Annotated in this window: 27 protein-coding genes, 1 tRNA gene and 1 pseudogene; 18 read left to right on the forward strand and 11 right to left on the reverse strand. The window is 67.7% G+C overall.

All coding sequences use genetic code 11. From position 1 onward, the window contains the following. Positions 1-86 precede the first annotated feature (86 nt). The 6 genes from VYJ16_RS04935 (at position 87) to VYJ16_RS04960 (ending at position 5,897) form a co-directional block, all read left to right on the forward strand. Positions 87-1,766: a bacterio-opsin activator domain-containing protein gene (locus tag VYJ16_RS04935; RefSeq protein ID WP_336349192.1), complete on the forward strand. Its 1,680-nt coding sequence runs from the start codon at positions 87-89 to the stop codon at positions 1,764-1,766. Between the two features lie 72 nt (positions 1,767-1,838). Further along, positions 1,839-2,600, forward strand: a complete 762-nt coding sequence (locus VYJ16_RS04940) for a bacteriorhodopsin (RefSeq protein ID WP_336349193.1) — start codon at positions 1,839-1,841, stop codon at positions 2,598-2,600. 133 nt (positions 2,601-2,733) lie between these two features. Next, positions 2,734-3,531 carry a lycopene cyclase domain-containing protein gene (locus VYJ16_RS04945; RefSeq protein WP_336349194.1) on the forward strand — a complete coding sequence of 266 codons (798 nt, stop codon included), beginning with the start codon at positions 2,734-2,736 and terminating at the stop codon, positions 3,529-3,531. Further along, complete coding sequence (locus VYJ16_RS04950; protein ID WP_336349195.1) at positions 3,528-4,574, forward strand: Brp/Blh family beta-carotene 15,15'-dioxygenase; 1,047 nt, start codon at positions 3,528-3,530, stop codon at positions 4,572-4,574. Before VYJ16_RS04945 ends, VYJ16_RS04950 begins: the two co-directional genes overlap by 4 nt. Before the next feature lie 138 nt (positions 4,575-4,712). Beyond that, entirely contained in the window at positions 4,713-5,408 is a 696-nt protein-coding gene (locus VYJ16_RS04955) for a V-type ATP synthase subunit D (protein ID WP_336349196.1), read from the forward strand. 93 nt (positions 5,409-5,501) lie between these two features. Then, entirely contained in the window at positions 5,502-5,897 is a 396-nt protein-coding gene (locus tag VYJ16_RS04960; RefSeq protein WP_336349197.1) for a DUF6276 family protein, read from the forward strand. A 337-nt stretch (positions 5,898-6,234) separates the two neighbouring features. Here the strand turns inward: VYJ16_RS04960 and prf1 are convergent, their stop codons facing one another. Then, on the reverse strand, positions 6,235-7,476 hold the full coding sequence (prf1, locus tag VYJ16_RS04965) for a peptide chain release factor aRF-1 (RefSeq protein ID WP_336349198.1): 1,242 nt from the start codon (positions 7,474-7,476) through the stop codon (positions 6,235-6,237). Between the two features lie 274 nt (positions 7,477-7,750). Beyond that, positions 7,751-8,425: a hypothetical protein gene (locus VYJ16_RS04970; protein ID WP_336349199.1), complete on the reverse strand. Its 675-nt coding sequence runs from the start codon at positions 8,423-8,425 to the stop codon at positions 7,751-7,753. A gap of 263 nt (positions 8,426-8,688) precedes the next feature. Here VYJ16_RS04970 and minD point away from each other — a divergent pair. Next, positions 8,689-9,555, forward strand: a pseudogene (minD, locus tag VYJ16_RS04975) (cell division ATPase MinD); the annotation flags it as partial. 281 nt (positions 9,556-9,836) lie between these two features. Next, positions 9,837-9,980 (forward strand): hypothetical protein, encoded by a 144-nt coding sequence (locus VYJ16_RS04980; protein WP_336349201.1) that lies wholly within the window; start codon positions 9,837-9,839, stop codon positions 9,978-9,980. 137 nt (positions 9,981-10,117) lie between these two features. Here VYJ16_RS04980 and argS read toward each other — a convergent pair whose 3' ends face one another. Beyond that, the gene (argS, locus tag VYJ16_RS04985; protein ID WP_336349202.1) at positions 10,118-11,869 is read right to left on the reverse strand and encodes an arginine--tRNA ligase; all 1,752 of its coding nucleotides are present in this window, start codon (positions 11,867-11,869) and stop codon (positions 10,118-10,120) included. A gap of 775 nt (positions 11,870-12,644) precedes the next feature. Between argS and VYJ16_RS04990 the strand changes: the two genes are divergently transcribed. Continuing rightward, positions 12,645-13,259, forward strand: coding sequence for a DUF7344 domain-containing protein (locus VYJ16_RS04990; protein ID WP_336349203.1), 615 nt, complete (start codon positions 12,645-12,647; stop codon positions 13,257-13,259). Positions 13,260-13,324: 65 nt separating this feature from the next. On the opposite strand, the gene VYJ16_RS04995 is transcribed toward VYJ16_RS04990, so the two are convergent. Next, the gene (locus VYJ16_RS04995) at positions 13,325-14,506 is read right to left on the reverse strand and encodes a CBS domain-containing protein (RefSeq protein ID WP_336349204.1); all 1,182 of its coding nucleotides are present in this window, start codon (positions 14,504-14,506) and stop codon (positions 13,325-13,327) included. A 114-nt stretch (positions 14,507-14,620) separates the two neighbouring features. Between VYJ16_RS04995 and VYJ16_RS05000 the strand changes: the two genes are divergently transcribed. Next, the gene (locus VYJ16_RS05000) at positions 14,621-15,001 is read left to right on the forward strand and encodes a cupin domain-containing protein (RefSeq protein ID WP_336349205.1); all 381 of its coding nucleotides are present in this window, start codon (positions 14,621-14,623) and stop codon (positions 14,999-15,001) included. Positions 15,002-15,078: 77 nt separating this feature from the next. Next, positions 15,079-15,201: a hypothetical protein gene (locus tag VYJ16_RS05005; protein WP_336349206.1), complete on the forward strand. Its 123-nt coding sequence runs from the start codon at positions 15,079-15,081 to the stop codon at positions 15,199-15,201. Between the two features lie 22 nt (positions 15,202-15,223). Here the strand turns inward: VYJ16_RS05005 and VYJ16_RS05010 are convergent, their stop codons facing one another. Then, the gene (locus VYJ16_RS05010) at positions 15,224-16,237 is read right to left on the reverse strand and encodes a hypothetical protein (RefSeq protein WP_336349207.1); all 1,014 of its coding nucleotides are present in this window, start codon (positions 16,235-16,237) and stop codon (positions 15,224-15,226) included. Between the two features lie 129 nt (positions 16,238-16,366). Here VYJ16_RS05010 and VYJ16_RS05015 point away from each other — a divergent pair, with 129 nt between their 5' ends. The 7 genes from VYJ16_RS05015 (at position 16,367) to VYJ16_RS05045 (ending at position 23,876) form a co-directional block, all read left to right on the forward strand. Continuing rightward, positions 16,367-18,421, forward strand: a complete 2,055-nt coding sequence (locus VYJ16_RS05015) for a DEAD/DEAH box helicase (protein WP_336349208.1) — start codon at positions 16,367-16,369, stop codon at positions 18,419-18,421. A 141-nt stretch (positions 18,422-18,562) separates the two neighbouring features. After that, positions 18,563-19,303, forward strand: a complete 741-nt coding sequence (locus VYJ16_RS05020; RefSeq protein ID WP_336349209.1) for a DUF7504 family protein — start codon at positions 18,563-18,565, stop codon at positions 19,301-19,303. A 319-nt stretch (positions 19,304-19,622) separates the two neighbouring features. Further along, entirely contained in the window at positions 19,623-20,330 is a 708-nt protein-coding gene (locus tag VYJ16_RS05025) for a DUF7504 family protein (protein ID WP_336349210.1), read from the forward strand. A 123-nt stretch (positions 20,331-20,453) separates the two neighbouring features. Next, positions 20,454-22,343, forward strand: coding sequence for an SLC13 family permease (locus VYJ16_RS05030; RefSeq protein WP_379761800.1), 1,890 nt, complete (start codon positions 20,454-20,456; stop codon positions 22,341-22,343). A 75-nt stretch (positions 22,344-22,418) separates the two neighbouring features. Continuing rightward, a tRNA-Pro gene (locus VYJ16_RS05035) sits at positions 22,419-22,491 on the forward strand. A gap of 283 nt (positions 22,492-22,774) precedes the next feature. Next, positions 22,775-23,272, forward strand: a complete 498-nt coding sequence (locus VYJ16_RS05040; protein WP_336349211.1) for a hypothetical protein — start codon at positions 22,775-22,777, stop codon at positions 23,270-23,272. A gap of 160 nt (positions 23,273-23,432) precedes the next feature. Then, positions 23,433-23,876, forward strand: a complete 444-nt coding sequence (locus VYJ16_RS05045; protein WP_336349212.1) for a ribbon-helix-helix domain-containing protein — start codon at positions 23,433-23,435, stop codon at positions 23,874-23,876. 11 nt (positions 23,877-23,887) lie between these two features. Here the strand turns inward: VYJ16_RS05045 and VYJ16_RS05050 are convergent, their stop codons facing one another. From VYJ16_RS05050 to VYJ16_RS05075, 6 genes are all read right to left on the reverse strand, one after another. Continuing rightward, positions 23,888-24,556: a hypothetical protein gene (locus tag VYJ16_RS05050; RefSeq protein ID WP_336349213.1), complete on the reverse strand. Its 669-nt coding sequence runs from the start codon at positions 24,554-24,556 to the stop codon at positions 23,888-23,890. Positions 24,557-24,731: 175 nt separating this feature from the next. After that, positions 24,732-24,890, reverse strand: a complete 159-nt coding sequence (locus VYJ16_RS05055) for a hypothetical protein (RefSeq protein ID WP_336349214.1) — start codon at positions 24,888-24,890, stop codon at positions 24,732-24,734. After that, entirely contained in the window at positions 24,887-25,648 is a 762-nt protein-coding gene (locus VYJ16_RS05060) for an LVIVD repeat-containing protein (protein ID WP_336349215.1), read from the reverse strand. Before VYJ16_RS05060 ends, VYJ16_RS05055 begins: the two co-directional genes overlap by 4 nt. Continuing rightward, the gene (locus VYJ16_RS05065; RefSeq protein WP_336349216.1) at positions 25,645-26,139 is read right to left on the reverse strand and encodes a hypothetical protein; all 495 of its coding nucleotides are present in this window, start codon (positions 26,137-26,139) and stop codon (positions 25,645-25,647) included. The genes VYJ16_RS05060 and VYJ16_RS05065 overlap by 4 nt, the downstream gene beginning before the upstream one ends. Further along, complete coding sequence (locus VYJ16_RS05070) at positions 26,132-26,434, reverse strand: hypothetical protein (protein ID WP_336349217.1); 303 nt, start codon at positions 26,432-26,434, stop codon at positions 26,132-26,134. The genes VYJ16_RS05065 and VYJ16_RS05070 overlap by 8 nt, the downstream gene beginning before the upstream one ends. Further along, positions 26,431-27,000 (reverse strand): hypothetical protein, encoded by a 570-nt coding sequence (locus VYJ16_RS05075; RefSeq protein WP_336349218.1) that lies wholly within the window; start codon positions 26,998-27,000, stop codon positions 26,431-26,433. The genes VYJ16_RS05070 and VYJ16_RS05075 overlap by 4 nt, the downstream gene beginning before the upstream one ends.

The following is a 27,000-nucleotide window of genomic DNA, read 5'->3' on the forward strand; positions in this document are numbered from 1 at the left end:
TTGGTTGGTCGTGTCGTACGTTGGGTATGCGAGCGCACGAGAGCCGTCGGTCGGGTCGGGTTGTCCTGGCGGATGGTGGGTCGAGCGTGTTCGAGGAGGAGCCGGTGCCGTCCCGGCGCGAGGCGGCGCGTGCGGTCCCGGTGACGGAGGCGGTCAAGCAGCAGGCGATGGACGCGGCGCCGGTCGGCATCACCCTCACCGATCCGTCGCTCCCGGATAACCCGCTGGTGTACGTGAACGACGCGTACGAGCGCATCACGGGGTACAGTCGGGAGGACGTCATCGGGCGGAACTGTCGGCTCCTGCAGGGGCCGGAGACGCGGGAGGCGCCGGTCGCGAAGATGCGGGCGGCGGTCGCCGAGGCGGAGCCGGTGACGGTGACGTTACGGAACTACCGGAAGGACGGCGAGTTGTTCTGGAATCGCGTCGAGCTGGCGCCCTTGTTCGACGACGACGGCGAGGTCGCGTTCTACGTCGGGTTCCAGTTGGACGTGACGCGTCGGAAGCACGCGGAGCGGGCGGCGCGGGAGCGGGCGCGCGCGTACCGCGACGAGCGGATGGCGTTGGAGGCGGTGCTGAGTCGCGTCGACGGGTTGCTCGCTGACGTGTCGGCGACTGTCGTGCAGGCGTCGACGCGCGAGGAGTTGCAGGCGCAGGTGTGTCGGTGCGTGGCGAGTACGCCGGAGTACGCGTTCGCGTGGGTCGGCGAGTACGGGTTGTCCGGTGAGACCGTCGACCCCGTCGTGGGGTTCGGTGGGGAGGCGGGTGCGCCCCGGCGCGTGGACGAGGTGTCGCTGTCGTTCGACGACGACGACCCGGTGGTGGCGGCGGTTGCGTCGAACGCACTCCAGTTGCGGGACGCGAGCGAGTGCGTGGGCGGACGTCTGCACGGCCCGGAGTGGCCGGACCGCTACGGGTCGGTCGCGGTCGTCCCGCTCTCGTACGGTGACGTGACGTACGGCGTGCTCGCGGTGTACGCGGACGAGGAGGGCGCGTTCGACGAGCACGAGCGCGTGGTGCTGGCGTCCGTGGGGCGGACGGTGGCGACGGCGATCAACGCGGTGGAGTCCCACGAGCGCGTGGTGGCGGATGGCGTCGCGGAGGCGCGGTTGGACGTCTCGGGGTCGGAGCTGTTCCCGGTGGTGCTCGCGGCGGGCCGCGAGTGCGAGGTCTCGTTCGCGGGTGCGGAGGTCGCGAACGGCGAGGTGTCGGTGCTGTGGGACGTGTCCGGTGTCGACGCGGCGACCGTGTTGGAGACGGCCGCGGAGTTCCCCGAGTTGTCGACGTCCGTGGTGGTGGACGGCGAGGACGGGTGTCTGGTGTCGATGACGGGGTCGATGGGCGAGCTCGTCGAGGGGCTTGCGGCGCGGGGTGTCGAGGTAACGTCGCTCTCGGCGGACGGCGATGGGGCGTCGCTCGTCCTGTCGATCCCCGCGGGCTGCGATGGGCGTGACGTGGTGTCGACGGTCCAGTCGCGGTTCCCGGGGGCGACGCTTTCGGCGTACCGGTCGGGCGAGCGGTCGGTTCGGACGCGTCGCGAGTTCGTCGCGGCGCTGGACGCGGACCTCACGGACCGGCAGCGGGCGGCGCTCGTTCGAGCGCACGCGGCGGGGTTCTTCGAGACGCCGAGAGCGGTCAGCGGGGAGACGCTCGCGGCGTCGATGGGCGTGTCGACGTCGACGTTCCACGAGCATCTGCGGGCGGCGCTCGGGAAGGTCGTGGGCGAAGTCGTGGACGGCATCGCCCCGACCGACGGTCCCTTATAAAGACTGGTCGGGAGGGTCGGAAATTTCCGGTGGTGGAGTTAGTTCGGTCCCTCGCATACGTGTTGGTGTAGCATGGCATCACCAGGAGGCGAAGCACTGTGGCTGTGGATCGGCACCGCGGGAATGTTCCTCGGGATGGTGTACTTCATCGCCCGGGGTTGGGGCGTAGAGAACGAGAGACGACAGAAGTTCTACATCGCGACGATATTCATCACCGCGATCGCGTTCGCGAACTATCTCGCGATGGCGCTCGGGTACGGGTTGACGACAGTCGTCGTCGGTGGGGAGGAGATCCCCATCTACTGGGCGCGATACACGGACTGGCTGTTCACGACCCCGCTACTCCTGTACGACCTCGGGCTGCTAGCGGGCGCTGACCGGAACACCATCTACACGCTCGTCGGCCTCGACGTCGCGATGATCGGGACCGGCGCGGTCGCGACCCTCACGGGCGACCTCCAGGGTGCCGCGCTCTCCACGGGCGCGCAGCGACTCATCTGGTGGGGCGTCAGCACGGCGTTCCTGCTCGTGCTCCTCGTGTTCCTCTTCCGGAACCTCACCCAGCAGGCTCGGAACCTCTCGGGCGAAGCGCAGTCGAAGTTCCGGCTGTTACGGAACATGCTGACCGTCATCTGGCTCGTCTACCCCGTGTGGTGGCTTATCGGAACGGAGGGCGTCGGCGCGGTCGGACTCGGCATCGAGACGGCCGGGTTCATGGTCCTGGACCTGGTCGCGAAGGTCGGGTTCGGGTTCATCCTCCTGTCGAGCCACGCGATCCTCGACGAGGCCGACACCGCTTCCGAAGCACCGAGCGGCGCGACCACGGCGGACTGACACTACCGCGACGCGGTTTTTTCGTACCCGAAGTCATCATGCACTCGATACACTCGTCCGGCGGACGTTCGCCTCGTGGCGTCCAGGGTCACCCAGGTCACTCGCCTCGCGCCCGTCCCTGGGGTGAGTGCGCGTGACCGACGCGCTCACGTACGTCGTCTTCCACCTGGCGTTCGTGGTGCCGGCGCTCGCGGCAGTCGCCGTCCTCCGGCGGGTGCGCGGCCTGGACGAGTGGACGCGAACGCTGAAGGTCGGGACGCCGGTCGTCGTCGTGCTCGCGGTCGCGTACACGACGCCGTGGGACAACTACCTCGTCGCACGCGGCGTGTGGACGTACGGCGAGGGGACGGTGCTCGCGCGACTGTGGTGGGCGCCCGTCGAGGAGTACGCGTTCTTCGTCCTCCAGTCGATCCTCACGGCGCTGTGGGTGGGGAGTCTCGGGCTCGTCGACGTCTCCGGCGCCAGCATCTCGCGTCGCCAGCGCGTCGCGGGCGCGCTCACCGCCGCCGCCGTCACGGCACTCGGGCTGGCGTGGGTGCTCCAGGGCGGCCAGACGCTGTACCTCGGCGCCATCCTCGCGTGGGCCGGCCCCGTCCTCGGCGTCCAGTGGGCGTTCGGCTGGCCGGCCCTCGTGCGCGCCCGGAAGACGTTCCTCCTCGGCGTGCTCGCGCCGACGCTATACCTCTGCGTCGCCGACCGCGTCGCGATCGACGCGGGCGTCTGGACGCTCTCGGAGACCTACACCACGGGCGTGCTCGTGCTCGGGCTCCCCGTCGAGGAGGGCCTGTTCTTCCTCGTGACGAACGTCTTCGTCGTGCAGAGCCTCGTCCTCCTCCGGTGGGTGTACGCCGCACCCGCCGCCGCCGTCCCCGCACCGCTCCGCCGGTTCGTTCGCCCCCGAACGACCCGTGGCGAGGGCGTGCCACGATGACCGAGAGCGGCTATCGCGCCCGGTCGTCGACGTCCTCGGGCGTCCGCGACCGGCTCGTCGCGCTCGCGCTCCTCCCGTCGTGGGTGGTCGTCGGCGTCCTCGCGGTCGCGTTCGCCGCGGGCGTCGACCGACCACCGCTCGTCGTCCAGCTCGTCCCGCTCGTCGCGAGCGTCGTCCTGTTCGGACTCCCACACGGCGCCGTCGACCACCTCGCGCTCGCACGAACCGGCGGCCGGCCAGCGACGCGCGCCCACCAGCTCCGCGTCGGCGCGCTCTACGCCGTCGTCGGTGGGGCGTACGCCGTCGCGTGGTTCGTCGCCCCGGTCGCGGCCGCGGTCGCGTTCGTCATCCTGACGTGGGCGCACTGGGGCCAGGGCGACATCTACCCGCTCGTCGCGCTCTTCGACGGCCGGCACCCGCACGGGCGCGTCCAGCGCGCGCTCACCGCCGCGGTCCGCGGCGCGCTCCCCATGACGATACCGCTCGTCGCGTTCCCCGGCCAGTACGAGCGCGTCCTCGGGTGGTTCGTCGCCCCGTTCGGCGCGTCGACCGACGCCATCGGGTGGCTGTTCACCGCCGACACCCGCCTCGCCGTCGCCGCCGGCGTCGGCGCACTCTCCGTCCTCGCGCTCGCGAACGGCTACCGCGCCGACGGCGCCACCACCGCGTGGGTCGTCGACGTCGCCGAGACCCTCGTCCTCTGGGCCTTCTTCCTCCTCGTCCCCCCCATCCTCGCCGTCGGCGCGTACTTCTCCGCGTGGCACGCACTCAGGCACGTCGCGCGCCTCGTCGCCGTCGACGACACCGCAAGCGCCGCGCTCGAACGCGGGAACACCACCGGCGCGCTCGCCGCGTTCGCCCGCGACGCCGCCCCCCTCACCGCGGGCGCACTCCTCGTCCTCGCCGCACTCGCCGCACTCGCCCCCGCCACGCCCACCACCCTCCCCGGCCTCGTCGGCGTCTACCTCGTCGGCATCGCCGTCCTCACCCTCCCGCACGTCGTCGTCGTCACCGGGATGGACCGATACCAGGGCATCTGGTAGCACGCTCGCGAACCCCCTCGAAGCCCCCGGGACCCGCGACCGGGCCGCTGGCGAACGTTGCCGCGAGCGGCCCGCTCGCACGCTCACACCCGCTGGAATCGTAAAGGGTTAACAGGCTGGCTACGCAACTGGCGCGTAATGGCCAAGGACGTCAAGCCGACTCGGAAGAACCTCATGGCGATCGAGGACCGCATCGAGCTCTCCGAGCGCGGCCACGACACGCTCGAGCAGAAGCGCGACGGGCTCATCATGGAGTTCATGGACATCCTCGACAAGGCCCAGGACGTCCGCGGCGGCCTGGAGCAGGATTACCAGACCGCCCAGAAGAAGATCAACATGGCGCGCGCCATGGAAGGCGACGTCACCGTCCGCGGCGCCGCCGCCGCACTCAAAGAGCACCCCGAGATCACGACCGAGTCGAACAACATCATGGGCGTCGTCGTCCCCCAGATCGAGTCCTCGAAGGTCAAGAAGAGTCTCGACGAGCGCGGCTACGGCGTCCTCGGCACCTCCGCGCGCATCGACGAGGCCGCGGAAGCGTACGAGGACCTGCTCGAGTCCATCATCCTCGCCGCGGAGGTCGAGACGGCGATGAAGAAGATGCTGAAGGAGATCGAGACGACCAAGCGCCGCGTGAACGCGCTCGAGTTCAAGCTCCTCCCCGAACTCTACGACAACCAGGAGTACATCGAGCAGAAGCTCGAGGAGCAAGAGCGCGAGGAGATCTTCCGCCTGAAGAAGATCAAGGACAAGAAGGAAGCCGAGGAGAAAGCCGAGGAGGAAGCCGCGCGGGAAGCGGAAGCGGCGGAGACCGAGACCGTCGACGCGGACTGAATCGAGAGACCGAGACCGTCGACGCTGACTGACCCAGGGATTCGGGGCGTCTCGCAGACTAGTTTTTAGGCGGTCGGGCGTGTCGGGGTGATTATGCAATGCTCCGAGTGTCGTGGTGACGTGACTGCGTTCGAGGTGCCTGCGGACCTGCGCGAGTTCGCGCCGGGTGACGCGGCGACGATCTGCACGCAGTGCCTGACGGTGTCCGCGGCGAATCCGGCGAACGCACAGTCGGCCGACGAGGTGCGATTCGAGGACATCGTGGAGTCGTTCCCGCCCGGGACGGCGGGCGTGCGGATGGCGCTCGTCGTGGGGATGCTGTCGTCGCTGGCGTTGAACCGCTCGAACATCGAGACGGTCGTCGAGGACCTCGCGGCGGACGGCGTGGACGCGATGCTGATACTGGAGGACCTCGAGAACGAGGGGTCGCTCCAGCCGCGTGTCGCTATCGGCCGTCGCCGCAAGCAACTCGAGCAGCTCATGGAGTAAGTCGGCGACCGCGACGAGGTCGATATCGCCAGCTCACCCCGACCGCACCGGTAGATACAAGTACTGGTTTTCGCGGTGCGTGCATCCGGTCGGTGCGTGACGATTTACCCGTGCTCGACCTACGGGGCCGTGTCGTTCGGCGCGTCGGCGGAGTCCGCCCGCCAACGGGCAACACACTCACCACGGGGGAATCGGCGGTCTTGATTTGACACGGTCCCGTCGTCGACGTCGAACGCGTCGCCAGGTCCGGGAGGCAAACACCTCTCAAGCTGGCGTTCGAGTATGAGGACGGCGAGAACGAGGAGTCAGCCGACCGCTCGACCGTCGTTCGACGCGATCAGACGCCGGTCTCGTACCGGAGCAAGCCAGCGATACCACCGAACGCGTTGAGGAGCTGTTCGCCCTTCTCGAAGTCCGTGGAGATGAACTTCGTCTCGGTGCCGCGCTGGTCGGCGATCGCCATCAGGAACTCGATGACGTCCTCGCGTTCCTCCAACTCGGCAGTCGACCCGTCTTCGCACTCGTGACTCGGCGTCGCCTTCCGCGCGTCGAAGGTCTCGTACTCCTCGGTGTTCCCGCAGTCGAAGACGGCGACGTCCTGCCGGAGGTCCTCGCTGATGAGGAGCGTCTCGACCGACCCCATGACGAGGTTCTGGCGCGTCGGCTCGAACCCGTACGTCGCCTTGTTCCCGTCGTGGAGTTGCTTGAAGAACCGTTCCATGAGGTCCTTGTCCTCCATGATCTCGGCGTCCGCGAGCACTTCGTCCGCGGCGTCGACGAGGTCGTAGAGGCCGGATTCGTCGGTGTACGCGACGTCGAACTTCCCGAGCACCGAATCCTGGAGTTCGTGGTGGAGGTAGTCGCCGTCGAGGAACTCGTCCTTCGTCGGACTGGGGCCGCCGACGAGCACGCCGTCGAGCTCGTGGCGTTCGGGGACGAACAGCTCGTTGGCCATCTCCGCGACCTCCTGGTAGAAGTTGTCGATGGCTTCCAGCCGGAGGCGCGCGAACCGCTGGGCGGACTGGCCACCTTTGCGCTGTTTCCCCGGGACGAGCGAGCTCGCTGACTTGACGGGTTCGACGCGCTTCCCGCGGAGCCACCCGACGTTCGCCTCGCGGCGGTCGAGGACGACGAGCCCGTAGAGGCCCTGGTCGGCGAGCATGTGCTCGAGTGGTTCGGTGAGGAACTCGCTGTCGCAGTGGTACCGGAACGACTCCACGGGTTGCGGTGGCGACTCCAGCACCTCGGTCTTCATGTCGGTCTGGCCGCCGCCGGAGTCGATGGCGCCCGAGAACAGCACCATCCCGTTCTCCGGCGGGTCCTTGTAGTACTTCAGTCGCGCTTTCAGCGACGACAACGCGTCCTGGACGGCGGTCCGCGTCTGTTTGGATTTGATGTTCGACGCTTCGCTGTGCTCCTGGGTGATGTGCGCGACGACGTCCGAGATCCGGCGATCCTCCGGGACGTAGATCGTGACGAGTTGCGTTCCTGATCCCTCGTGGGCCTGCAGGTCCTCGATGACCTTCTGGAACTCGTACTTCTTCCGGTCGGACTGTTCCTCGCCCTCTTGCTGACTCATTGGATATAAATCACCGACGTGCGCGTAAGTAACTGTTCCTTGTCCGCGAAACGGTCGCACGGCCACGCTCGCGGCCGTGTGCGCCACAGCGGGCGCTGTCGGAATCGACCGCAGCCATCGCGCGTAGTGGTGTCAGCAGCCACCACGTCCGTCCCGGTGTGGCTGTCGCTGTCGAGGACGGGGACTCGAAGAAACGAGGTCGATTACAGCGTGGGTCGGGGCCGCGGGGAGGCGTCAGCGGGGGGCGTCAGCCGCGGGGGTCGCACGGCGTCGGTCACGCGTCGGCGTCGTCGCCGGCGAGGAACGAGACGACGGCGTTGACGAGGCCGTTCTCGTTCGCGTTCTCGCTCGCCTGCTCCTGACCGGTCGCGCTCGCGTTCGCACCCGCGTCAGCGTTCGCCTCGGCGTCCGCGTCAGCGTTCGCGCCTGCCTCGGCGTCAGCGTCGACCTTCGCGTCCGCGTCGGCGTCGGTGTCCGCACTCGCGTTCGCCGCCTCGTCGTCGTCGCCGCCGACGACGCTGGAGAGGGCGTCACCGAGCGAGTCGTGCTCGCGCTCGCTCTCGTTCGCGCCGAACCAGTCCGCGATGGTGGACTGGACGGTCTTGGCGGTGTCGCTGGCCTGCTCGGGGAGCGACCGGTCGCTCGCGCCGTTCGCCGGGACGTCGACCGGCGCGTTCGCGCCCGGCTCGGCCTCGCTGTCGCCCTCGTCATCCTCGCGCTCCATCTCGTCCTCGTCGCTCTCGGCCGCGTCGTCGTCGTCAGCGCGGTCCGCGGGCGGCGCGTCGTCGCTCGCGCCCGCGCCGTCGGATTCGTTCGCGGCGTGATCGTCGCCCGGGAGGGCGTCGGCCGCGGTCTGTCCAGACGTCGATGCTGCCGGCGTGGCCGCGACCGCTCCCGCGCCCACGACGAGCACGGCGAGGACGGCCGCGACGAGTTGCGTCGATTTCATGGGTCGTTGCACTCGAAGCCAGTGCTCGGAGTCACTTGAAGGGGGAACGCCGTTCTGGACAGTTCGAGCGTTTCAGGCGCTCTGAACCGAGTTTCGGCGGTTCTGAACGACGTGAACGGGCGTGAACGACGCGAGAACCGCGCGTCGTGAACGCGCCTGAAGCGAGTGAACGACGACCGCGACGAGCGAGCCACGGGGACCCGTGCGAGAGGATGCCGCGCGAACCACCATTTATTACTCCACCAGCACTGTATCGACTCGTAATGAGTACGCAGGAGACGGTGTACGCCATCGCGAGTGGGAAGGGTGGCGTCGGGAAGACGACGACGACGGTGAACCTGGGCACGGCACTGGCTGGCGTCGGCAATCGCGTCGTCATCGTCGACGTGGACCTCGGCATGGCGAACCTCGCCGGGTTCGTGAGTCTCGACGCAGGCGGGACGTCGCTGCACGACGTCCTCGGCGGGTCCGCGACCGTCGACCAGGCGACGTACGAGCTCGCGAACGGGATCTGGGCGATCCCGAGCGGCGTCGACCTCGACGGGTACGCGGACGTCGCGACAGAGGAACTGACGAGCGTCGTCGCGGACCTCCGCGAGCGCTTCGACTTCGTCCTCCTGGACGTCGGCGCGGGCGTGAGTCACGAGACGGTGCTCCCGCTCGGGCTCGCGGACGCGACGCTCCTGGTGTCGACGACGGAGCCGGCGGCGATACAGGACGCGACGAAGACCGTCGACCTCGTCGGGCGCGCCGGCGGCACCGTCGGCGGGATGGTGGTGACGCGAACGCGCCCGAACGAGCCGGTTTCGCCCGAGGACGTCGCGGAGAAGGTCGGGACCGACCTCCTCGTTGCAGTACCCGAGGATCCGAAGGTCCGCGAGAGCGTGCACGCGGGGACGCCGCTGGTCGTGCACGAACCGAAGTCGCCGGCGGCGCAAGCGTACCGGTACCTCGCCGCGCGCCTGCTCGGGCAGGCTGACGACGACGACCGGCCGCAGTTCGGCGCGGAGAACGAGGGGACCGCGGCCGCGAGCGAGTCGGCTGGCACCGAGCGCGACGACGCGACCGACGACGGCGACGTGGCGTCGGCGGACGACGTGTCGAGCGCTATCAGCGAGGTGGACGCGGAGGACGGTGACGGCGACCGCGTCGACATCCCGGACGCGGACGCGGACTACGGCGCGCGGAGCGCGGCCGACGAGCACGTCGAGCGCGCGCTCGCCGACCGCGACGGCGACGCGGAGCGCGCGGGCGAACCCGCGACCGACGGCGGTCGCGACGACGACCGCTGACGTCGGTCGCGCGCCACTGCAGGTCCGGCCGCACGCACCCGACCGGCGACCGGACTGGGTCGTTCCACGGCGCTCTCGAACGGAAACGGCTTTCCCGTCCGACGTTCCAACGACCGTACATGGCTGACGACAACTCGATTCCGCTCTCGTGGATACTGCTCTTCCTGGTGCTCGTTCTCGGCGTCGGCGCCGGCGCCGTCATCTTCGTCGGCGGGAGCATCATGGCCAGCGGCGGCGTCATCGCGCTCCCGCTACTCGGCTAAGCGCTCCCGCGACGTCGGCGTCGATGGACGCAGGTGGGGCGTCGAGAGCGCGTCGTGTCGACATCCGGGAGCGGTCGCCACGCCGGACGGTCGAACGAACGGGGGAGAGAATCGAGAAGGGTCGCGTCGCCAGTTGCTTACATCGAGTCGGGTGCGGCGACGCCGAGGAGCGCGAGTGCGTTCGCGATCGTGTTGCGGGCGGCGGCGACGAGCGCGACGCGTGCCGCGCGCAGCTCGGGGTCGTCCTCGCTGAGGACGGGGCATTCGCGGTAGAAGCCGTTGAACGTCTCCGCGAACTCGCGCGTGTACGTCGCGACGTTGTGCGGTTCCAGTGCGTCCGCCGACGCTTCGACGACCGCGGGGAACCGCGCGATCGTCCGCAGGAGGTCGCGAGCGGCCTCGTGTTCGAGCGCGCTCGCGTCGAACTCGGGTACCTCGTCGACCTCGTCCAGGATGCCGCAGGTGCGAGCGTGGACGTACTGGACGTACGGCGCGCTCTGCGCTTCGAAGTCGAGCGCGCGGTCCCACTCGAACGTGATGGTCTTCGTGAGTTGCTTCGAGATGATGTCGTACCGGACCGCGCCGATACCGACCTGATGGGCGATGCGGTCGACGTCCTCGTCGGTGAGGTCGTCGTCGCGGATGCGGTCCTCCATGCGGTCCTCGACCTCTCCGCGCGCACGGTCGACGGCCTCGTCGAGCAGGTCGTCGAGGTCGACGCCGGTGCCTTCGCGCGTCGACATCCCGAGCCCGCCGGGGAGGTTCACCCACGAGAAGATGACGTTCTCCAGCTGGCTCGTGTCGTTCCCGAGCAGGTCGAGCGTCGTCTGGAGTTGCTCGGCCTGGAGCTTGTGGTCCTCGCCGAGAACGGTGACGGCGCGGTCGTACTCCTCGAACTTCCACTCGTGGTGCGCGAGGTCCCGGGTCGTGTAGAGGCTCGTGTCGTCCGACCGCAGGAACACCATGTTCTTCTCGATGCCGTGCGGCGAGAGGTCGAGCTGCCAGGCGTCCTCCTCGTAGACCGCTTCGTCGAGTTCCTTGAGGCGCGCGACCAGGTCGTCCGTGGAGCCGTCGAACATGAACCGCGACTCCTTGACGAACTCGTCGAACTCCGCGGGCAGGCGCGCGAGGCACTCGCGCATCCCCGACAGCACCTGGTCGACGACCTCGGTGACGCGCTCGTGGACGTCCTCGTCGCCCGCCTCCAGGCCCTGCATGATCGCCTGGATCTCCGCTTCGGCTTCCTCGACCTCGTCGGCGGGACCGTCTTCGAGGAACGCGTTCCCCTTCCGGTAGTACCGGACGAGGTCGTACTCGATGCGGTCGCGCTCGGGCTCGCTGTCGAGATCTTCCTCGTCGAAGTGCTCGTACGCCCACGTGAACACCGCCATCTGGCGGCCGGCGTCGTTCACGTAGTAGTGCCGGTCGACGTCGTACCCCGCGAAGTCGAGGACGTTCGCGACCGCGTCCCCGACGATGGGGTTGCGGGCGCGCCCGACGTGCACGGGCCCGGTCGGGTTCGCGCTCGTGTGCTCGACGACCGCGGACTCGCCGGTGTCCGGCAGGCGCCCGTAGTCGTCGCGCTGGCCGGCGTCGAGCGTCCCCGCGTAGTACGCGTCGCTCGGCAGGAAGTTCACGTACGGCCCCTGGGTCGTGATATCGGCGACGTACTCGATGTCGTCCGCGTCGAGGGCGTCCGCGACCTCCGCGGCGACCTGCGGCGGCGGCGCACCGGCCTCGCTCGCCAGTCGGAACGCGACGCTCGAGGCGAGGACGGCGTCGACGTCTTCCGGCGGTTCCTCGATACCGAGGTCGTCGGTCGGATAGTCGAGGGCGGCGAGCGCGTCCGCGAGCGCGTCCTCGACGGCCGACCGGAGTGTCAGGAACATACCCACCGGTTCCCCGCCGTCGCCTAAAGGGGTTACTGAACGGCTTGCACGCCCGCTCGCGGGAGCCGGGCGTCGGTTCCGCGCATCCGGGTTCGGCGTCTCCCTGTCGGCCCCCTTTCACTCGACGCTCTCCGCCCCGTCGATTCCCGTGCGCCGGACGCTCTCCGCCCCGTCGATTCCCGTGCGCCGGACGCTCTCCGCCCCGTCGATTCCCGTGCACTCGTGATCCACGGTATCTGGATCGGCGGTGTCGTTCGGGCCGGGTGTCGGGGGCGTCGTGTCGTTGATGGGCGCGCTCGTGCATTCGTGGGTTCTCTGCCGCGTCCGACCGACGCCTCCTCGGTTCTCCCTGCGGCGAGCGCGTCGACGTCGGTGGCCGGGAGGGACGTGTGGGCGAACGACCGCCACCGACGTTGTGAGAGGAGTTCGATCGGATAGGTTGGTGAGCTCAACGGGTCGTAATCGCCCGTGTCGGTCCGCATTCGGCCGACAGTAGTACCACGGTTGTTCCGAACAGCGCGACGGTGCGCGCCATCGGCGGTCGCGGACAGTGCCGTCGAGGACGTCGCGTAGACGCCTTTTCGTGGCGGGGTTCGCCCGTCGTCCGACGGTTCCCTGACGGGGATTGGATGGTAATTATCCCATACTCGTCGCGAAGTCTTTTCAGGCAGCACTATCTGGCTGGAATTTTTCGAAACCCGACAGGGCATGTGTGGTAAAGTCACACAATTAAGCAGTGCCGGGGATACTGTGTGTTCGTCCGGGGGGACATCCGATGAGCAAAGCACAATCGAAAGGGGGAGTCGATACCGCCACGTCGTCCGACGGCACGGGAGCGGACGTGGACGGCAGCACGACCGATAGCGCGGGGACACCGACGGACGACGAGGTGTTCGAGTTACTGGCGAACCAGCGTCGACGGTTCGTCCTTCACTACTTGCGGCGACGACCCGACGAGTGCGTGTCGCTGTCGACGCTCTCGGAGGCCGTCGCCGGCTGGGAGCACGGCGTCGACCCGGCGGAGCTCGACTACCGGGAGCGTAAGAGCGTCCGGAACTCGCTCCACCAGTTCCATCTCCCGAAGCTCGACGACGCCGGTATCGTCGCGTACGACGACGACGGCGACGAGATATCGCTCCGCGACCCCGTCGTCGTGGACGCGTACCACGCGGTCGCGGGCGCCGACGACGCGGTCCCGTGGACGGCGTACGTGGTCGGTGCGGGCGCTGGCGCGGTCGGCGTGCTCGTGCTCGCCGCGACCGGCGTCGTCGAAGGGGTCGTCGCCTGGGTGCTCGCGGTGCTCGCGGCGGTCGCGGTCACGGCGGTGCACTATCACGGGCGAAGAACGGGACGGGACGTCGACGGGCCGCCGCCGGAGTGCGGAGAGTAATCGCTCGTCAGTCGATCCGGCTGTCGGGGTCGGTCATCACGCGATCCGGCTGTCGGGGTCGGTCATCACGCGATCCGGCTGTCGGGGTCGTTCGCGGGTTCGGTCGTCGACCCGGTGAGCCGGCCGCTCTCCTGGATGACGTTGAACGCGGTGACCAGGTCGGTTCGGGAGACGAGGCCGACGAGGTCGTCGTCCTCGATGACGAGGAGTCGGCCGACGTTGCTGCCCTGGATCTCCTGGAGGGCGTCCATCGCCGCGGCGTTCGGTTCGATGGTCTTCAGTTCGGTCGTCATGACGTCACCGACGGTGTACGCGTCGCGCTCGACGGGTTTGACGTCCTTCGCGTCCGCGAGCGTGACGACGCCGACGAGCGTGCCGTCGTCGAGAACCGGATAGCCGGTGTGGCGTTCGCGGAACATGCGTTCGACGAGTTCCGCGACGCTCGTCTCCGGCGTCACGGTGTGGAGGTGTTCGCGCGTGGTCATCACGTCCGCGACGGTGACGCCGTTGAATACCGCCTTCATCACGACCTGCTGGCTCTCGCCGCTCGCGCCGATGTAGATGAAGAACGCGATCCCGATCATGAGGAGCTGCGTCGTCAGGAGCCCGAACAGGCCCAGCAGGACGGCGAAGCCCTTCCCGACGCTCGCCGCGATCTGGGTTGCCTTGGCGTACGGGCGGTTCCGCGCGAGGAGTGCGCGGAGGACGCGCCCGCCGTCCATCGGGAACCCGGGGAGCATGTTGAACACGGCGAGCGCGACGTTCATCACGGCGAGGTACGCGACGACGAACGCGACCGCTGCGAGGCTCTCGGGGACGAGGAACGCGACGGCGACGTACGCGAGCGCGCCGAGCGCGACCGAGACCGCTGGGCCGGCGATGGCGACCGCGAGTTCTTGCTTCCAGTCCTCGGGCATCTCCGAGAGCGCGGCGATACCACCGAAGATCCAGAGCGTGATGGAGTCGATGGTGTACCCGTACCGCATCGCGGTCAGCGAGTGCCCGAGTTCGTGGAGGACGACGCTCGCGAACAGCCCGATGGCGGCGGCGCTCCCGACGAGCCAGCGGACGTTCTGGCCCTCCAGCGCGCCGGCGTCGATGGCGACCCGCGGGAGCTGGTTGACGAGTTCGACGGTGCTCGCGACCTGGCCGGCGATGAGGTACGCGAACAGCGGGAGGACGAGGAGGAAGGTCACGTCCAACTTGATCGGGATGCCGAACAGCGACCCGATGCGGTAGCTTCGCATACGCACACGTAGCGGTGGAAGGGGCTTAAATCGCCGGCCACGCTGGCACGGTCGGCGCGCAAGCGCCGTCCTCGACGACGCGGTTTGAAGTACGGTCGTGGCGAACGGTCGACCATGAGCGAGAGCGACGCGGCGACACCGGTGATTCGACGCGGCGAGGACGTCGAGTACGAGGCGGTGGATGCGGCCGATGGCCTGGAGAAGGGCGTGCTCGTGGACGAGAGCGATGGTGCGCCGAACTTCGCGATGCGGCGGTTCACGCTCGCGCCCGGGAGCGAGGTGCCGGAGCACACGAACGCGGTCGAGCACGAGCAGTACGTCCTCGAGGGCGAGTACGTCGTGGGCATCGACGACGAGGAGTACGAGGTCAGCGCTGGGGATTCGCTCCTCATCCCGGCGGGGACCGTGCACTGGTATCGGAACGAGAGCGACGAGCCGGGGGCGTTCATCTGTGTCGTCCCGAACGGCGACGACACCATCGAACTCGTCGAGTAGGAGCGGGTGCGGTCCGGTTGGCGTGGGTTGCGGTTGCGACCGGCACCCTTTTGTTTCTTTAGGCCAGCCTAAATCGTATGGACGAGCGAGACGTTCCCGGCACGACGCGCGCCCGAACCAGCCTCGCGCTCTTCGCGGCAATCTTCGGGTTCGGCGACCGCAGTGGCGACGTGCGAGCGGACGGCGGCGAACGCGACTGACGGCCGCCGTCGGCGGTCGCGGTCAGGGGTCGAGGTAGAGGTTGAACACGTACCAGTCGCCGTCGTAGGACGCGACCGCGCCCCTGAAGTCGACGCGCTCGTCGTACTCGTCGGCCGGCCGCAGGTCGTCGGCGATACCGAGGTCGTCGAGGACCGTCGAGAGCGCGTCCGAGACCGGTGGCTCCTCCTCGTACCGCTGGCCGGATTCCTCGTCGACGGCCGCGTCGAGAACCTCGCGAACGGCGTCCGAGGGGTCCTCGAACCGGGCGTCGGGGACGGTCTCCTCGACGTGGACCTCGAGTTCGCTCCGCGTCGACGCGACGCGCTCGACCGCGAACGTGCGCTCAGGGACCGACACCGTCCGCTGCTCGGCGACGACGCGATAGTAGTCGTCGTAGTAGTCCACGTACTCGAACGGCGGGTCCGGAACCAGGTCGCTCTCCTCGACGGACACGTCCCGATGGTACTGGACGGGGCGGAGGCCGTCGACATCGGGTTCCCCGAGGAACCCGTCGTTGCCGGCGTAGACGGCGTCGAGCGCGGCCTGGAGTATCTCGCGGTCGCGCTCCGATAGCGAGTCGAACGGCTCGCTTCGGACCGTCGCGTCGCTCGGCGGGTCCTCGTCGGTGCGCTCGACCGCGAACAGCCAGCGGTCGCGGTCGACCTGACGCGTCCGCTCGACCGTGACCGCGTGGAACGCGCCCTCGTGCTGGAGGAAGGTCGGTCGCAGCCGGACGTCGTCGCCCCACTCGTCCGGTTCGACGAGCGGCCACTGGACCGCGGTGACGCGCCCGGTCCCGAACAGTTCGTCGAGCCAGTCGCGCTTGGTCGCGGCGTCGTAGTCGAGGCGGGTGCTCGCGCGGACCGCCGTCGGGTCGGCGACCAGGAGGTGGCTCGCGAGCGAGCCGTCGACGTCGTCGGCGTGCAACACGTACCTGTCGCCTGCGCCGATGCTCACGCACCCGGCGCCAGCGGTCGCGCTGGCGCCGGCGAGCGCGCCGGCCGAACGGAGGAGGGCGCGTCGAGAGGACGGCATGAGTCGTCCGGAACGTGCCAGCAAACTGGTATACGTCTTGTGTTCGCTGGCGCGTCGACCCACGGAGACACTGGTGGGCGCTAGCGTGACTCCGAGAACCTGAAATACCCGGGTCAAGTAGAGTCTCGCGTGTCAAAGCAGGTCCAGCGCGTCGACACGCTGTTCCTCCACGAGCGCGGCGACCGGTACGACGTCGTCGTCCAGTCTGGTGGGGAGCGTGCGCTCCGCGGGAAGCTCGAACCGAAGGAGACGTCGGCGGGGCCCCGCCCCGGGAAGTTCCGCGTCGTCGACGGCTCCAGCGAGGACCCACGGTCGCCCGACGAGTTCGTGGACCTGGCGCGTCGCGCCGACCGCATCCGCATCAGCGAACAGACCAGCCAGCCGGCGCGCGACGAACTCCGCGAACTCCTCGACGGCTACCAGCTGTCCGCGAAGGTCGTCCGCACGTGCCGGTACTGCGCGACCGACGGCCGGTACTCGCCGATAACGAGCGACACCGCCATCAAGGCCGGCCGCGACGAGATCTGTCCGGACTGCGCTCGCGCCGAACTCGAGCAGGAGCTCGCGTTCCACGGCGAGTTCACCGCGGACGCGAAGGACCGCCTGGAGGAACTCATGGTCGACGTCCGCGACCTCGGCCGCATCAAGAACCTCCTCGAAGGCCAGCTCGACCCGGACCTGACGAAGTTCGACGAGATATCGGCGACCACCGACGACATCGACCTCGTTGGCGTCGACACCCTCGACCTCCACCCGGGCATCCAGAACCACCTCGAAGGCCGGTTCGATACCCTGTTGCCCGTGCAGAGTCTCGCCGTCGAGAACGGGCTCTTCGAGGGGAAAGACCAACTGGTGGTGTCCGCGACCGCGACCGGGAAGACGCTCGTCGGCGAGTTGACGGGACTCGACCGCGTGCTGAACGGCCAGGGGAAGATGCTCTTCTTGGTGCCGCTGGTCGCGCTCGCGAACCAGAAGCACGAGGACTTCCAGGAGCGCTACGGCGACATGGTCGACGTCACCATCCGCGTCGGCGCGAGCCGCATCAACGACGACGGGAACCAGTTCGACCCCGGCGCGGACGTCATCGTCGGCACGTACGAGGGCATCGACCACGCGCTCCGGACGGGGAAGGACCTCGGGGACATCGGGACGGTCGTCATCGACGAGGTCCACACGCTCAAGGAGGAGGAGCGCGGCCACCGGCTCGACGGCCTCATCTCGCGACTGAAGTACTACTGCGAGAACCGGTCGGCTGCACGACCAAGCTACGGCGGGGCGCAGTGGGTGTACCTGTCCGCGACCGTCGGGAATCCCCGCGAGCTCGCGGTAGGACTGGAGGCGAACCTCGTCGAGTTCGAGGAACGTCCGGTGCCGATCGAGCGTCACGTGACGTTCGCGAGCGGGAAGGAGAAACCCCAGATAGAGAACCGGCTCGTGAAGCGCGAGTTCGACCGGGAGTCCTCGAAGGGGTATCGCGGGCAGACGATCATCTTCACGAACTCGCGACGGCGCTGTCACGAGATAAGCCGGAAGCTCGAGTACTCGTCCGCGCCGTATCACGCCGGGCTCGACTACGGTCGCCGGAAGACCGTCGAGCGGAAGTTCGGGAATCAGGACCTCGCCGCCGTCGTCACGACCGCGGCGCTCGCGGCCGGTGTCGACTTCCCCGCGAACCAGGTCATCTTCGACACGCTCGCGATGGGTATCGAGTGGCTCTCCGTTCAGGAGTTCGAGCAGATGCTCGGGCGCGCCGGCCGCCCGGACTACCACGACCGCGGGAAGGTGTACGTGCTCGTCGAGCCGGATTGCGCGTACCACAACTCGATGGAGATGACGGAGGACGAGGTCGCGTTCAAGCTCCTCAAGGGCGAGATGGAGGACGTCCTCACGAAGTACGACGAGGACGGCGCGGTCGAGGAGACGCTCGCGAACGTCGCCGTCGGTGGGACGGACGCGAAGCGGTTGAACGACCGGATGCTCGGCGACATCCCGACGAAGCACGCCGTCGGGAAGCTCCTGGAGTACGCGTTCATCGACGGGTTCGAGCCGACGCCGATCGGGCGCGTCGTCTGCTCGCACTTCCTCACGCCGGGGGACGCGTTCACGATACTCGACGGGGTCCGGAAGGACGCGCATCCGTACGAGATCGTCGCCGATATCGAACGCAAGGACGCCGACCTCTAGCCGGGGCGCGGTTCGAGACTGCGAAGTCGTAAAATCAGCTCGGCGTTCGGCCTAGAAATAGTCGTTCCTGGCCACCAAAGAGGCCAGAAGTATCAAGTAAAAGCTTCTCAATCTTCTAACAAGCGGAGGCTGGGGTTCATCATGGAAGGCATACATATCGACGATGGCGCGCACAACGTGCTGGTGACGACGGACGACGTGGATACCTGCACGGCGTGCCTGGACGAGGGGAACCCGGACCACCGAGCGGAGTTGACCGTGACGTATCCGAACGAGTCCGCGGAGCAAAGCGGGTTCGGTGACCACAGTCGGATGCAGCCCGCGAAGAAGGGCCTCATCTCCATCGGGGACACGATGCGGTCGGCGACGGCGGCGAGCGGGAGCGGCCCGGATTTCACGGGTGCGGTCGCGCAGGACGCCATCGCCGACCCGACGAACCTCCAGCGGCTCGGGACGTCCATCAGCGAGTTCTGTCAGCGCTGGGACGACAGCGGCTACGACATCTACGTCTGCTTCGATTCGCTCTCGGCGCTCCTCGAGTACACCTCGCCCGAGGTCGTCTTCCAGTTCTGTCACGTCCTCACGAAGCGACTGGAGTCCGTGGACGCGACCGCGCACTTCCACCTGGACCCGGAGAGTCACGCGGACGAGACGGTGGCGACGTTCCAGTCCATCTTCGACCAGGTCGTCGGCGAGGAGACGGAGGCGTCGACGATGGACGTCGACTACGAGGAGGCGAGCGACGACGACATCGCGGCGCTCGCAGAGGACTGGAGCGAGGAGGCGTCGTACTCGATCGTCGGCGGGACGTACGACCGACCGGACGAGGTCACGGAGGCGACGGACGACGACATCGAGCAGACCCTCGCAGAGCGCCTCTGAGAACCCCCGATACCCCACATTCCTCGCGGTGCTTCCGGCCGATTCTCTCGGCCTGGTCGACCCACCAGAGTCGTTCGGTTTTCGTTCGCCCGCGCAAGTCTCGTTCGCCCGCGCAAGTCTCGTTCGCCCGCGCAAGTCTCGTTCGCTCCCGTGCGCTCGGTCCGTCGGTTCGAACGAGCGACCGACACCGGCATGGGTACCCAACGTCCAGCAAGCGAATAACCAACAGAAATCACCGTAGCGGCGCTCTCGGGCCGGAAACCATTTACTTACGGTCTACGTGAAACGTTACGAACCGGCCACCAACCGGGGGTATCTGATGACCGACCGAACCGAACCCGAGAAAGCCGTCCTGCTCGTCGACGAAACCCTCGACGACGAGGACGGCGAACACTGCGACGAACTCATGAACGTCGCCGACGCCAGCGACCGCGCCGAGCTGTTCGTCACGTTCCCCGCGGACGCCACCGACCGCGTCGGGTTCGGAACAATCGGCATGGGGCGCCAGCCCCACAAGCGCGGCATCGTCGTCGTCGGCGAAGTCGTCGGCGCCCACGCCGACGAACCCGACTACGACGACCCCATCGCAGAGGACCACGTCGCCAGCGCCGACGACCTCCGCGCCCTCGGCCAGTCCATCAGTCGCTTCTGTCAAGAATGGCGCGACCGCGGCCACGCGATCGGCGTCTGCTTCGACGGGCTCGGCGACCTCCTCGACGCGAACGACCCGGAAGCCGTCTTCCAGTTCTTCCACGTCCTCACGAACCGCCTCGAGACCGTCGGCGCCACCACGCACGTCCACGTCGACCCCGACCGCGTCCCCGAACGCACGCGCCTGACGTTCGAACAGCTCTTCGACGAAACCGTCCACGAAGAGGTCGAACTCGACGCACTCATCCCGACGAGCACCGGACGCGCGAGCGACGACGACGTCGCCAACGCCATCGGCGGCGACGGCGGCACCAGCACGCACCGCTCCACGAGCGAAGCGAGCGACGACGACATCGCCGACGCCCTCCCCGACTGACCCGCCGCACCAGGCCACAGCCACCAGCGGCAAGCACCCACGTGCGAAGAACCTGCGACCACAACCCTCGTCAGCCCCGCCGACTTCCCTAGGTTTTAGGCAGCGACTCCCGTCGACACTGGCGTGGTCGCACTCACGCCCGAGATACTCGTCGTCTTCCTCGTCATCGCGGGCGCACTCGCGCTGTTCGCAACCGAAGTCGTCCCCGTCGACATCACCGCACTCGGCGTCGTCGTCGCCCTCCTCGTCGTCTCCGAAGGCAGCCAGTACCTCCAATCGGTCGGCGTCATCGCCGACAGCGTCGTCCTCGTCACCCCACAGCAAGGCATCAGTGGGTTCGCGAGCACCGCCACCATCACCGTCCTCGCGATGTTCATCCTCTCCGACGGCGTCCAACGCACCGGCATCGTCGGCATCCTCGGCCGGAAGATGGCCGCGTTCACGAAAGACGACGAGAACCGCCAGCTCGGCGCCACCATGACTCTCGTCGCCCCCATCAGCGGCTTCATCAACAACACCGCCGCCGTCGCCATCCTCCTCCCGATGGTCACCGACCTCGCACACGACGGCAAGACCTCCCCCTCCAAACTCCTCATCCCCCTGAGTTACGCGTCGATGTTCGGCGGCACCCTCACCCTCATCGGCACCAGCACGAACATCCTCGCGAGCGAACTCGCAGCCGGCCTCTACGACCCCACGGACGCCCGGTTCATCGGGCTCGAAGGCGGCTTCAGTATGTTCGAGTTCACCGCACTCGGCGCCATCGTCACCGTCGTCGGGTTCGTCTACCTCTTCACCGTCGGCCGCCTCCTCCTCCCCGAACGCATCAAACCACGCGCCGACCTCACCGAAGAGTTCCAGATGGCGGACTACCTCACCGAAGTCGAAGTCCGCGAAGACTCCCCGATCATCGGGCAGACCGTCCGCGACGCACTCGTCCAGACGGACTTCGACGTCGACCTCGTCCAACTCATCCGCGGCAGCGAGACGTTCCTCGAACCACTCGGCCCCAAAACGATCCAGGCCGGCGACGTCTTCGCGGTGCGCACCGACCGCGACACGCTCGTCGAACTCATGGACGCCGAAGGCCTCGACCTCCTCGCCGACGTCACCGTCGACGAAGCCGAACTCGAAACCGCAGAACGCGCCGAGAACCTCGTCGAAGTCGTCGTCGCCCCCGGCAGCTCGCTCGTCTCCCAATCCCTCCGCACGAGCGCGTTCCGCCAGCGCTACGACGCCACCGTCCTCGCCCTCCGCCGCGGCGACGAACTCTTCCGGAAACGCATGGACAACATCGACCTCCGCGTCGGCGACACCCTCCTCGTCCAAGGCACCGCCGACAGCATCGAACGCATGGACGCCAACCGCGACTTCATCGTCGCCCAAGAGATCGAACGTCACGACTGGCGCGAAGGCAAGATCCCGGTCGCACTCGGTATCGTCGCCGCCGTCGTCGGCGTCGCCGCCGCCGGCATCCTCCCCATCGTCGCCAGCGCACTCGCCGGCGCCCTCGCGATGGTCCTCACCGGCTGCATCAAACCCAGCGAACTCTACGACGCCGTCCAATGGGACGTCATCGTCCTCCTCGCCGGCGTCATCCCCCTCGGCATCGCCATGGAAACCTCAGGGGCCGCCGCACTCGTCGCCGACGCCCTCGTCGACGCCGCGAACGTCCTCCCCGCTATCGTCATCCTCGGCCTCTTCTACGTCCTCACCGCCGCCCTCACGAACGTCATCAGTAACAACGCCAGCGTCGTCCTCATGATACCCGTCGCCGCCGAAGCCGCCGTCACCCTCGACGCCTGGGCGTACCCCTTCATCCTCGCCGTCACCTTCGCCGCCAGCACCGCGTTCATGACGCCCGTCGGCTACCAGACGAACCTCTTCGTGTACGGCCCCGGCGGCTACAAGTTCACCGACTACCTCCGCGTCGGCACCCCCCTCCAGGCCATCTTCGCCGTCGTCACCACCCTCGGCATCTACTTCCTCTGGGGCCTCCAACCGCCCGCCTAGACCGACGGGCTCACCGCGAGGACGCCCCACCCGGAACGAAACCCTTACCACCAAACCAACCGAAGGAGTAAGCGAGGGCTGGTGGGTTAGCCTGGTATACTTCGGGCCCTGGGAGCCTGTGACGCCAGTTCAAATCTGGCCCAGCCCACTCTGAATTAATATTTTTTGGGCGATTAGCTAACAGCTCGGCCGTTCTAAGGCGGTGGTTTGCATGAGCGTCGAGCACTCCAACGAGCCCCAGATCTGCAACTTCTGTGGGCACCGGATCGACGAGCCGCTGAAGCGGTGTCCGGCGCTCGACGAGGGGGTGTGTCGCCCGTGAGACGACACTGTCCGCACTGCGGCACGCGGATGGTCACTGTCACCACCCGCGGCGGCCTCACCCGCCGCGAGTGCCCCGAGGGACCCCACGGCGTCGGAGGTGACTCGGCGTGAGGGTCGACCGCCACGTCGGCCGCGACGGCGTCGAGAAAGCCCGCAACGCGCTCGACAAGCGCCTCGCACCGCCGACGATGACCTTCCCCGACGACTGGACCATGTCCACCGCCTGGGAACGTGCTCAGCGCGCAGCCGCCATCTGCGCGCCCACCGGCCCAGCCGCCTTCCGCGTACTCATGGGGTACATCGACCACGACGGCCACGGTGACGAGCACGAGGTTACGTTCACCATCTACGACGGCGACCTCGTCGCAGACTGTTCCTGCGCCGGGTTCTCGCACCCGCCACACCGCCACTGGTGCGCCCACGTCGCTCGCCTCTGGTGGGAGTGGGTCCGCGACGACCTCGCCGTCACCGACCTCGACACCGGGAGCATCCACACCGCCCCGCCCTGGTGGCTCCGCGTCGACGACCACGACGCACCCACGCCAACCAGCGCGTCGCGGGGCGTCGCGCGCACCGACGGAGGTGAACCCCAGTGGCGCGACTGAACCAACACCGACGACGGTTGGCCACGCGCAGGCGGAAAGTGCGCGCCCGCACACGAAGCCCGGACTCCCCCACCCCAGGGGGTTCTATTAACGGATGCAATCCCCACCGCCGTCCTGCTATTAGCACCCCCCGATTCGCTATTAACGAGGTGGGTACCTGATGGCGCGCCCCACTGACTCCGGCCCCGGCGCCACCGTCTCCGCGTCGTCGGTCCCGCAAGAGCTCGTCGACGAGTTCGACGACTGGGTCGACCGCGGCGACCGCTTCGACTCCCGGAGCGAAGCCATCCGTGGCCTCATGCGCAACGCCGTCGGCAGCACCCCCGAGTACATGACGCCACTGGAGCCACCGCGTAACGAACGCCTCGCACGCGGCTACAAGCGCCTCTGCCAGGCCGCGAACAAGAACGGGGTCGTACGTCGGGACTCCGCTCGAAAGGCGTGCTCAAACGGGCCACAAAACCTCAGCAAGCAGGAGGTCGACGCGCTCGTGCTCAAACCGCTCGACCGGCGCGGCTACATCACGCTCCAGTCGAACGTCTACGGGGACAGCGCCTGGAAGATCGTCGGCTGGGAAACCGACGGGGAGTGCATCAACCGATAATCGATACCCAATCAGATTTCGACAGAGTTGATGAACTCCCTGGCCTCGCGTTCCAGAATAGACTTCTTGATATTCGTTCCCTCGTCATCGTAGGCGGCTCCGATTGCTACACCCTTTCCGGAGGGAAGCTCGCCTGTTACGAGAATTGCTTCGAAGTCTGGGTCTTCTTTGAGCCACTGAGGGCTGTACTTGTAACCCTGTTTTTCTGCGGTAACGTCCGTCAGATTCAGAGAACCGCTGTATGAGAGTCCATACTCTGACCAGTTGTTCCAGAAGCTGAACTGCCCATGCTTGATCCGCTGGGAGCTGAGTGCTTCATTGAAGGCTTTCTTTCCACCCTTTCTGATATCGTCGCCGAATGGGGGATTCCAGCCGAACATCCCTGATTCTCCCGGATCGACTGTAGCAGCGAATAGCGCGAGAATTGGGAACTTTTCGTTATCCTCGGTAGCGACGTAGTTCAGGTTCGAATCATGGGGGAATCCAAACCATCCGTTGTAGAATACGTCTCCTCGGGATTGCTGTACGTTTCTTACACGCCATCCATTTTGCTTCACGCGAACATGCTCTACCGGTCGACTCGGAAGATTTGAGTCACTATCGGCAGCGGCGGCTCCTATTCCACCAAGACTGAGGGCACACACAGTCCCGTGCTTGAGGCACTCCCTTCTGGATTTCATATGATTCGCAACTGCCGCGAAACACAAATGCTTTGGGCTGAAAATTTGGAAAAAGTGGAAACAGAGTGGACTTCCTCTTGGATTTTTCCAAGACCTTTGGAAAATCCAGATTATTTTTCGGGAGAGGGTTAATCGAGAGAGAATTAGAGATCGGGGACCGCGTTGAGATACCTCGTTATTCCCTGCGGTCTCCGTCCTGTGTCCTCTCCGGCGGTTTGTACGGGAGCTTCACCACGAAGTGCCGGCCGAACCCGCGCAGGCGCTCCATCGCGAACTGGAACGGCACGAACAGCCCGAGCACGAACGCCAGCAGGTGCGTCGCCTCGACCATCATCCCGAGAGCGACTCCTCGAACTTCATCAGTCGGTGCGACCCGCCACCGTCGTAGTCCCGAACGAGCAGGTGCGTGTCCGAGACGGCGTGCCCGAAGACGTAGTTCTGGGCCTTGAACGACGGCACGCGGACGCCCATCGGGACGAGATCCGGGAGCGCGGTCGCGTCGAACGCCAGAACCGTCGGCGCTCCTGGCCGTGCGAACGCGTAGATCACGCCGTCCGCAATCATCAGGTGCCGGAGATCGACCCGAAGGTCCGTGTTCGGCGCACCGTTCCAGGCCGCCATCCGCCCCGCGTCCAGCGTGTCACCCGCTTCGAGCGGGTCCGACCGGTCCAGGACGTTGACAGGCGTGTTCCCGCCGAGCGTGACCGCGTAGTTCTCCGTGACGGTGATGTCGTCGTTCACGAACGAGTAGCTCCCCACCGCCCCGAACGTCCCGTCCGAGTTGACGGGGACGACCTTGTAGCCGCCCGAGAAGTAGACGTGCTCGCCACTCGGGGAGACCGCTGGGGTCGCCTGGGCGCTGTTGTCGTCGCCGATGTCCACCGAGTCCGCCAGCAGCGGGTTCGCCGGGTCCGTCATGTCGAACACCCGCGCCGTCGTCCCCTCGTGCTGGTAGAGGTAGTCACCGTCCGGCCCGAACGCCATCTCGCCACCCGTCGGGATGGGCGATCCGTCCGGTATCTTCGCGACGAACTCCACGTCAGGACCCGCCGAGTACCCCGACGACGGCACGGGCTTGCCGAACCCCGTCACGGCCAGGCCTCCACCCACACAGTTGGGTCACTCGTCGCCGAATCAGCCCGCACCACGCCCATCGTCTGGGTCTCCACGGGGATGCCCTCGGCGTGCTTGTCCTGCTTGCGGTACTCGATGACCCGGTTCGCGTTCCCCTGTGGCTTGAACGCCACCTCCACGGAATCCGTGAATCGGAGATCGACGCTCGTCGCCTCGAACCCGAAGTCGAGCCGGCCCTGGTCGTCGGTGACGTCCTCGGGCGGCCCGCTCTGGGTGACGGTGAACTGCTGCGCGTAGTACTGCGTCCCGCTGTCCTCGTCGGTGTACTCGCTCTGAGCGTCGTCCAGCGCCTCGACGAGTTCCTGGCCACGCTGTTCCAGCAGGAGCGCGAGCAGTAACCGGTCGGTGTCGCTCGCGAAGACGTCCGACACCCACGAGTTCACACCGACGCCGTACTCGTCGAGCAGCGCCTCGATGTTCGACCCCGGTCCGGCAGTCGTCCTAACCATCGGTCGACCCCCCGAGTACGGCGACGCGCCGGCGCGTCTCGACCACGCGCTCCTCGAGTTCGTCGACGCGCGCCTCGACGTCCTCCAAGGCCGCGACGAGTCCGTCGCTTTCGACCTCGTCCTCGCCGGCGACGACGCGATGGGCGGTCTCGGCGGTCGACTCGATGCGTTCGAGCTTCCGCGAGTTCCGCGCCGCCAGCACCACCGACGCCGCAATGAGTGCTGCCGTCACCGGGTCGCCGCCCGTCGCGGTCATCACCCACGACACGAGCGTCGCGAACACGCCAACGCTCACGACCCGCCACCTCCGGCGGCCGTGTTCGCGAGTTCCAGCGCGGGACCGGCGGCCGTCAGCGCGTACAGCACGACGATACCGCCGAGCACGTAGCCGGGATGTGCGACGAGCCACCCGAGCGGCCCGCCGAGCTGGGACCCAGCATCCTCGAAGGTCTGGGCTGCGGCACCAGCGTAGCCCTGTTCGCGGGCGTCGTCGGCGGTCTCCCAGGACTGCTGGCCGGGACCGGCGGTGTTCCCGGGTTCGCTATCGACCAGCGAGTGCAGGCCGAGCGCCCCCCGCGTGAGGAAGCTCTGGTCGTCGCCCTGGAACTCCTCACCGAAGCCACCACGAAGGCCGCCGCCAGGGGTATCGTCGAACTGCCGGCCGATCGCCTCGTCGACCGACCCGCTCAGATGGTCGAGCGTCCCCGCCGCGCCGTCGACCAGCCCACCACCGGCCTCGTCGTCGGTCGCCCTCGCGACGGACTCGTCGACGCTCCCGGCCGCGTGGTCGGCCACGCCCGCCGCCGTCTGGTAGGCGCCACCGGCAGCGTTGGCGAGCCCGCCCAGGAATCCACCAGGCAT

Origin of the sequence: Halorubellus litoreus (assembly GCF_037081675.1) — an archaeon.
In the GTDB taxonomy this organism is placed as follows: Archaea; Halobacteriota; Halobacteria; order Halobacteriales; family Natrialbaceae; genus Halorubellus; species Halorubellus litoreus.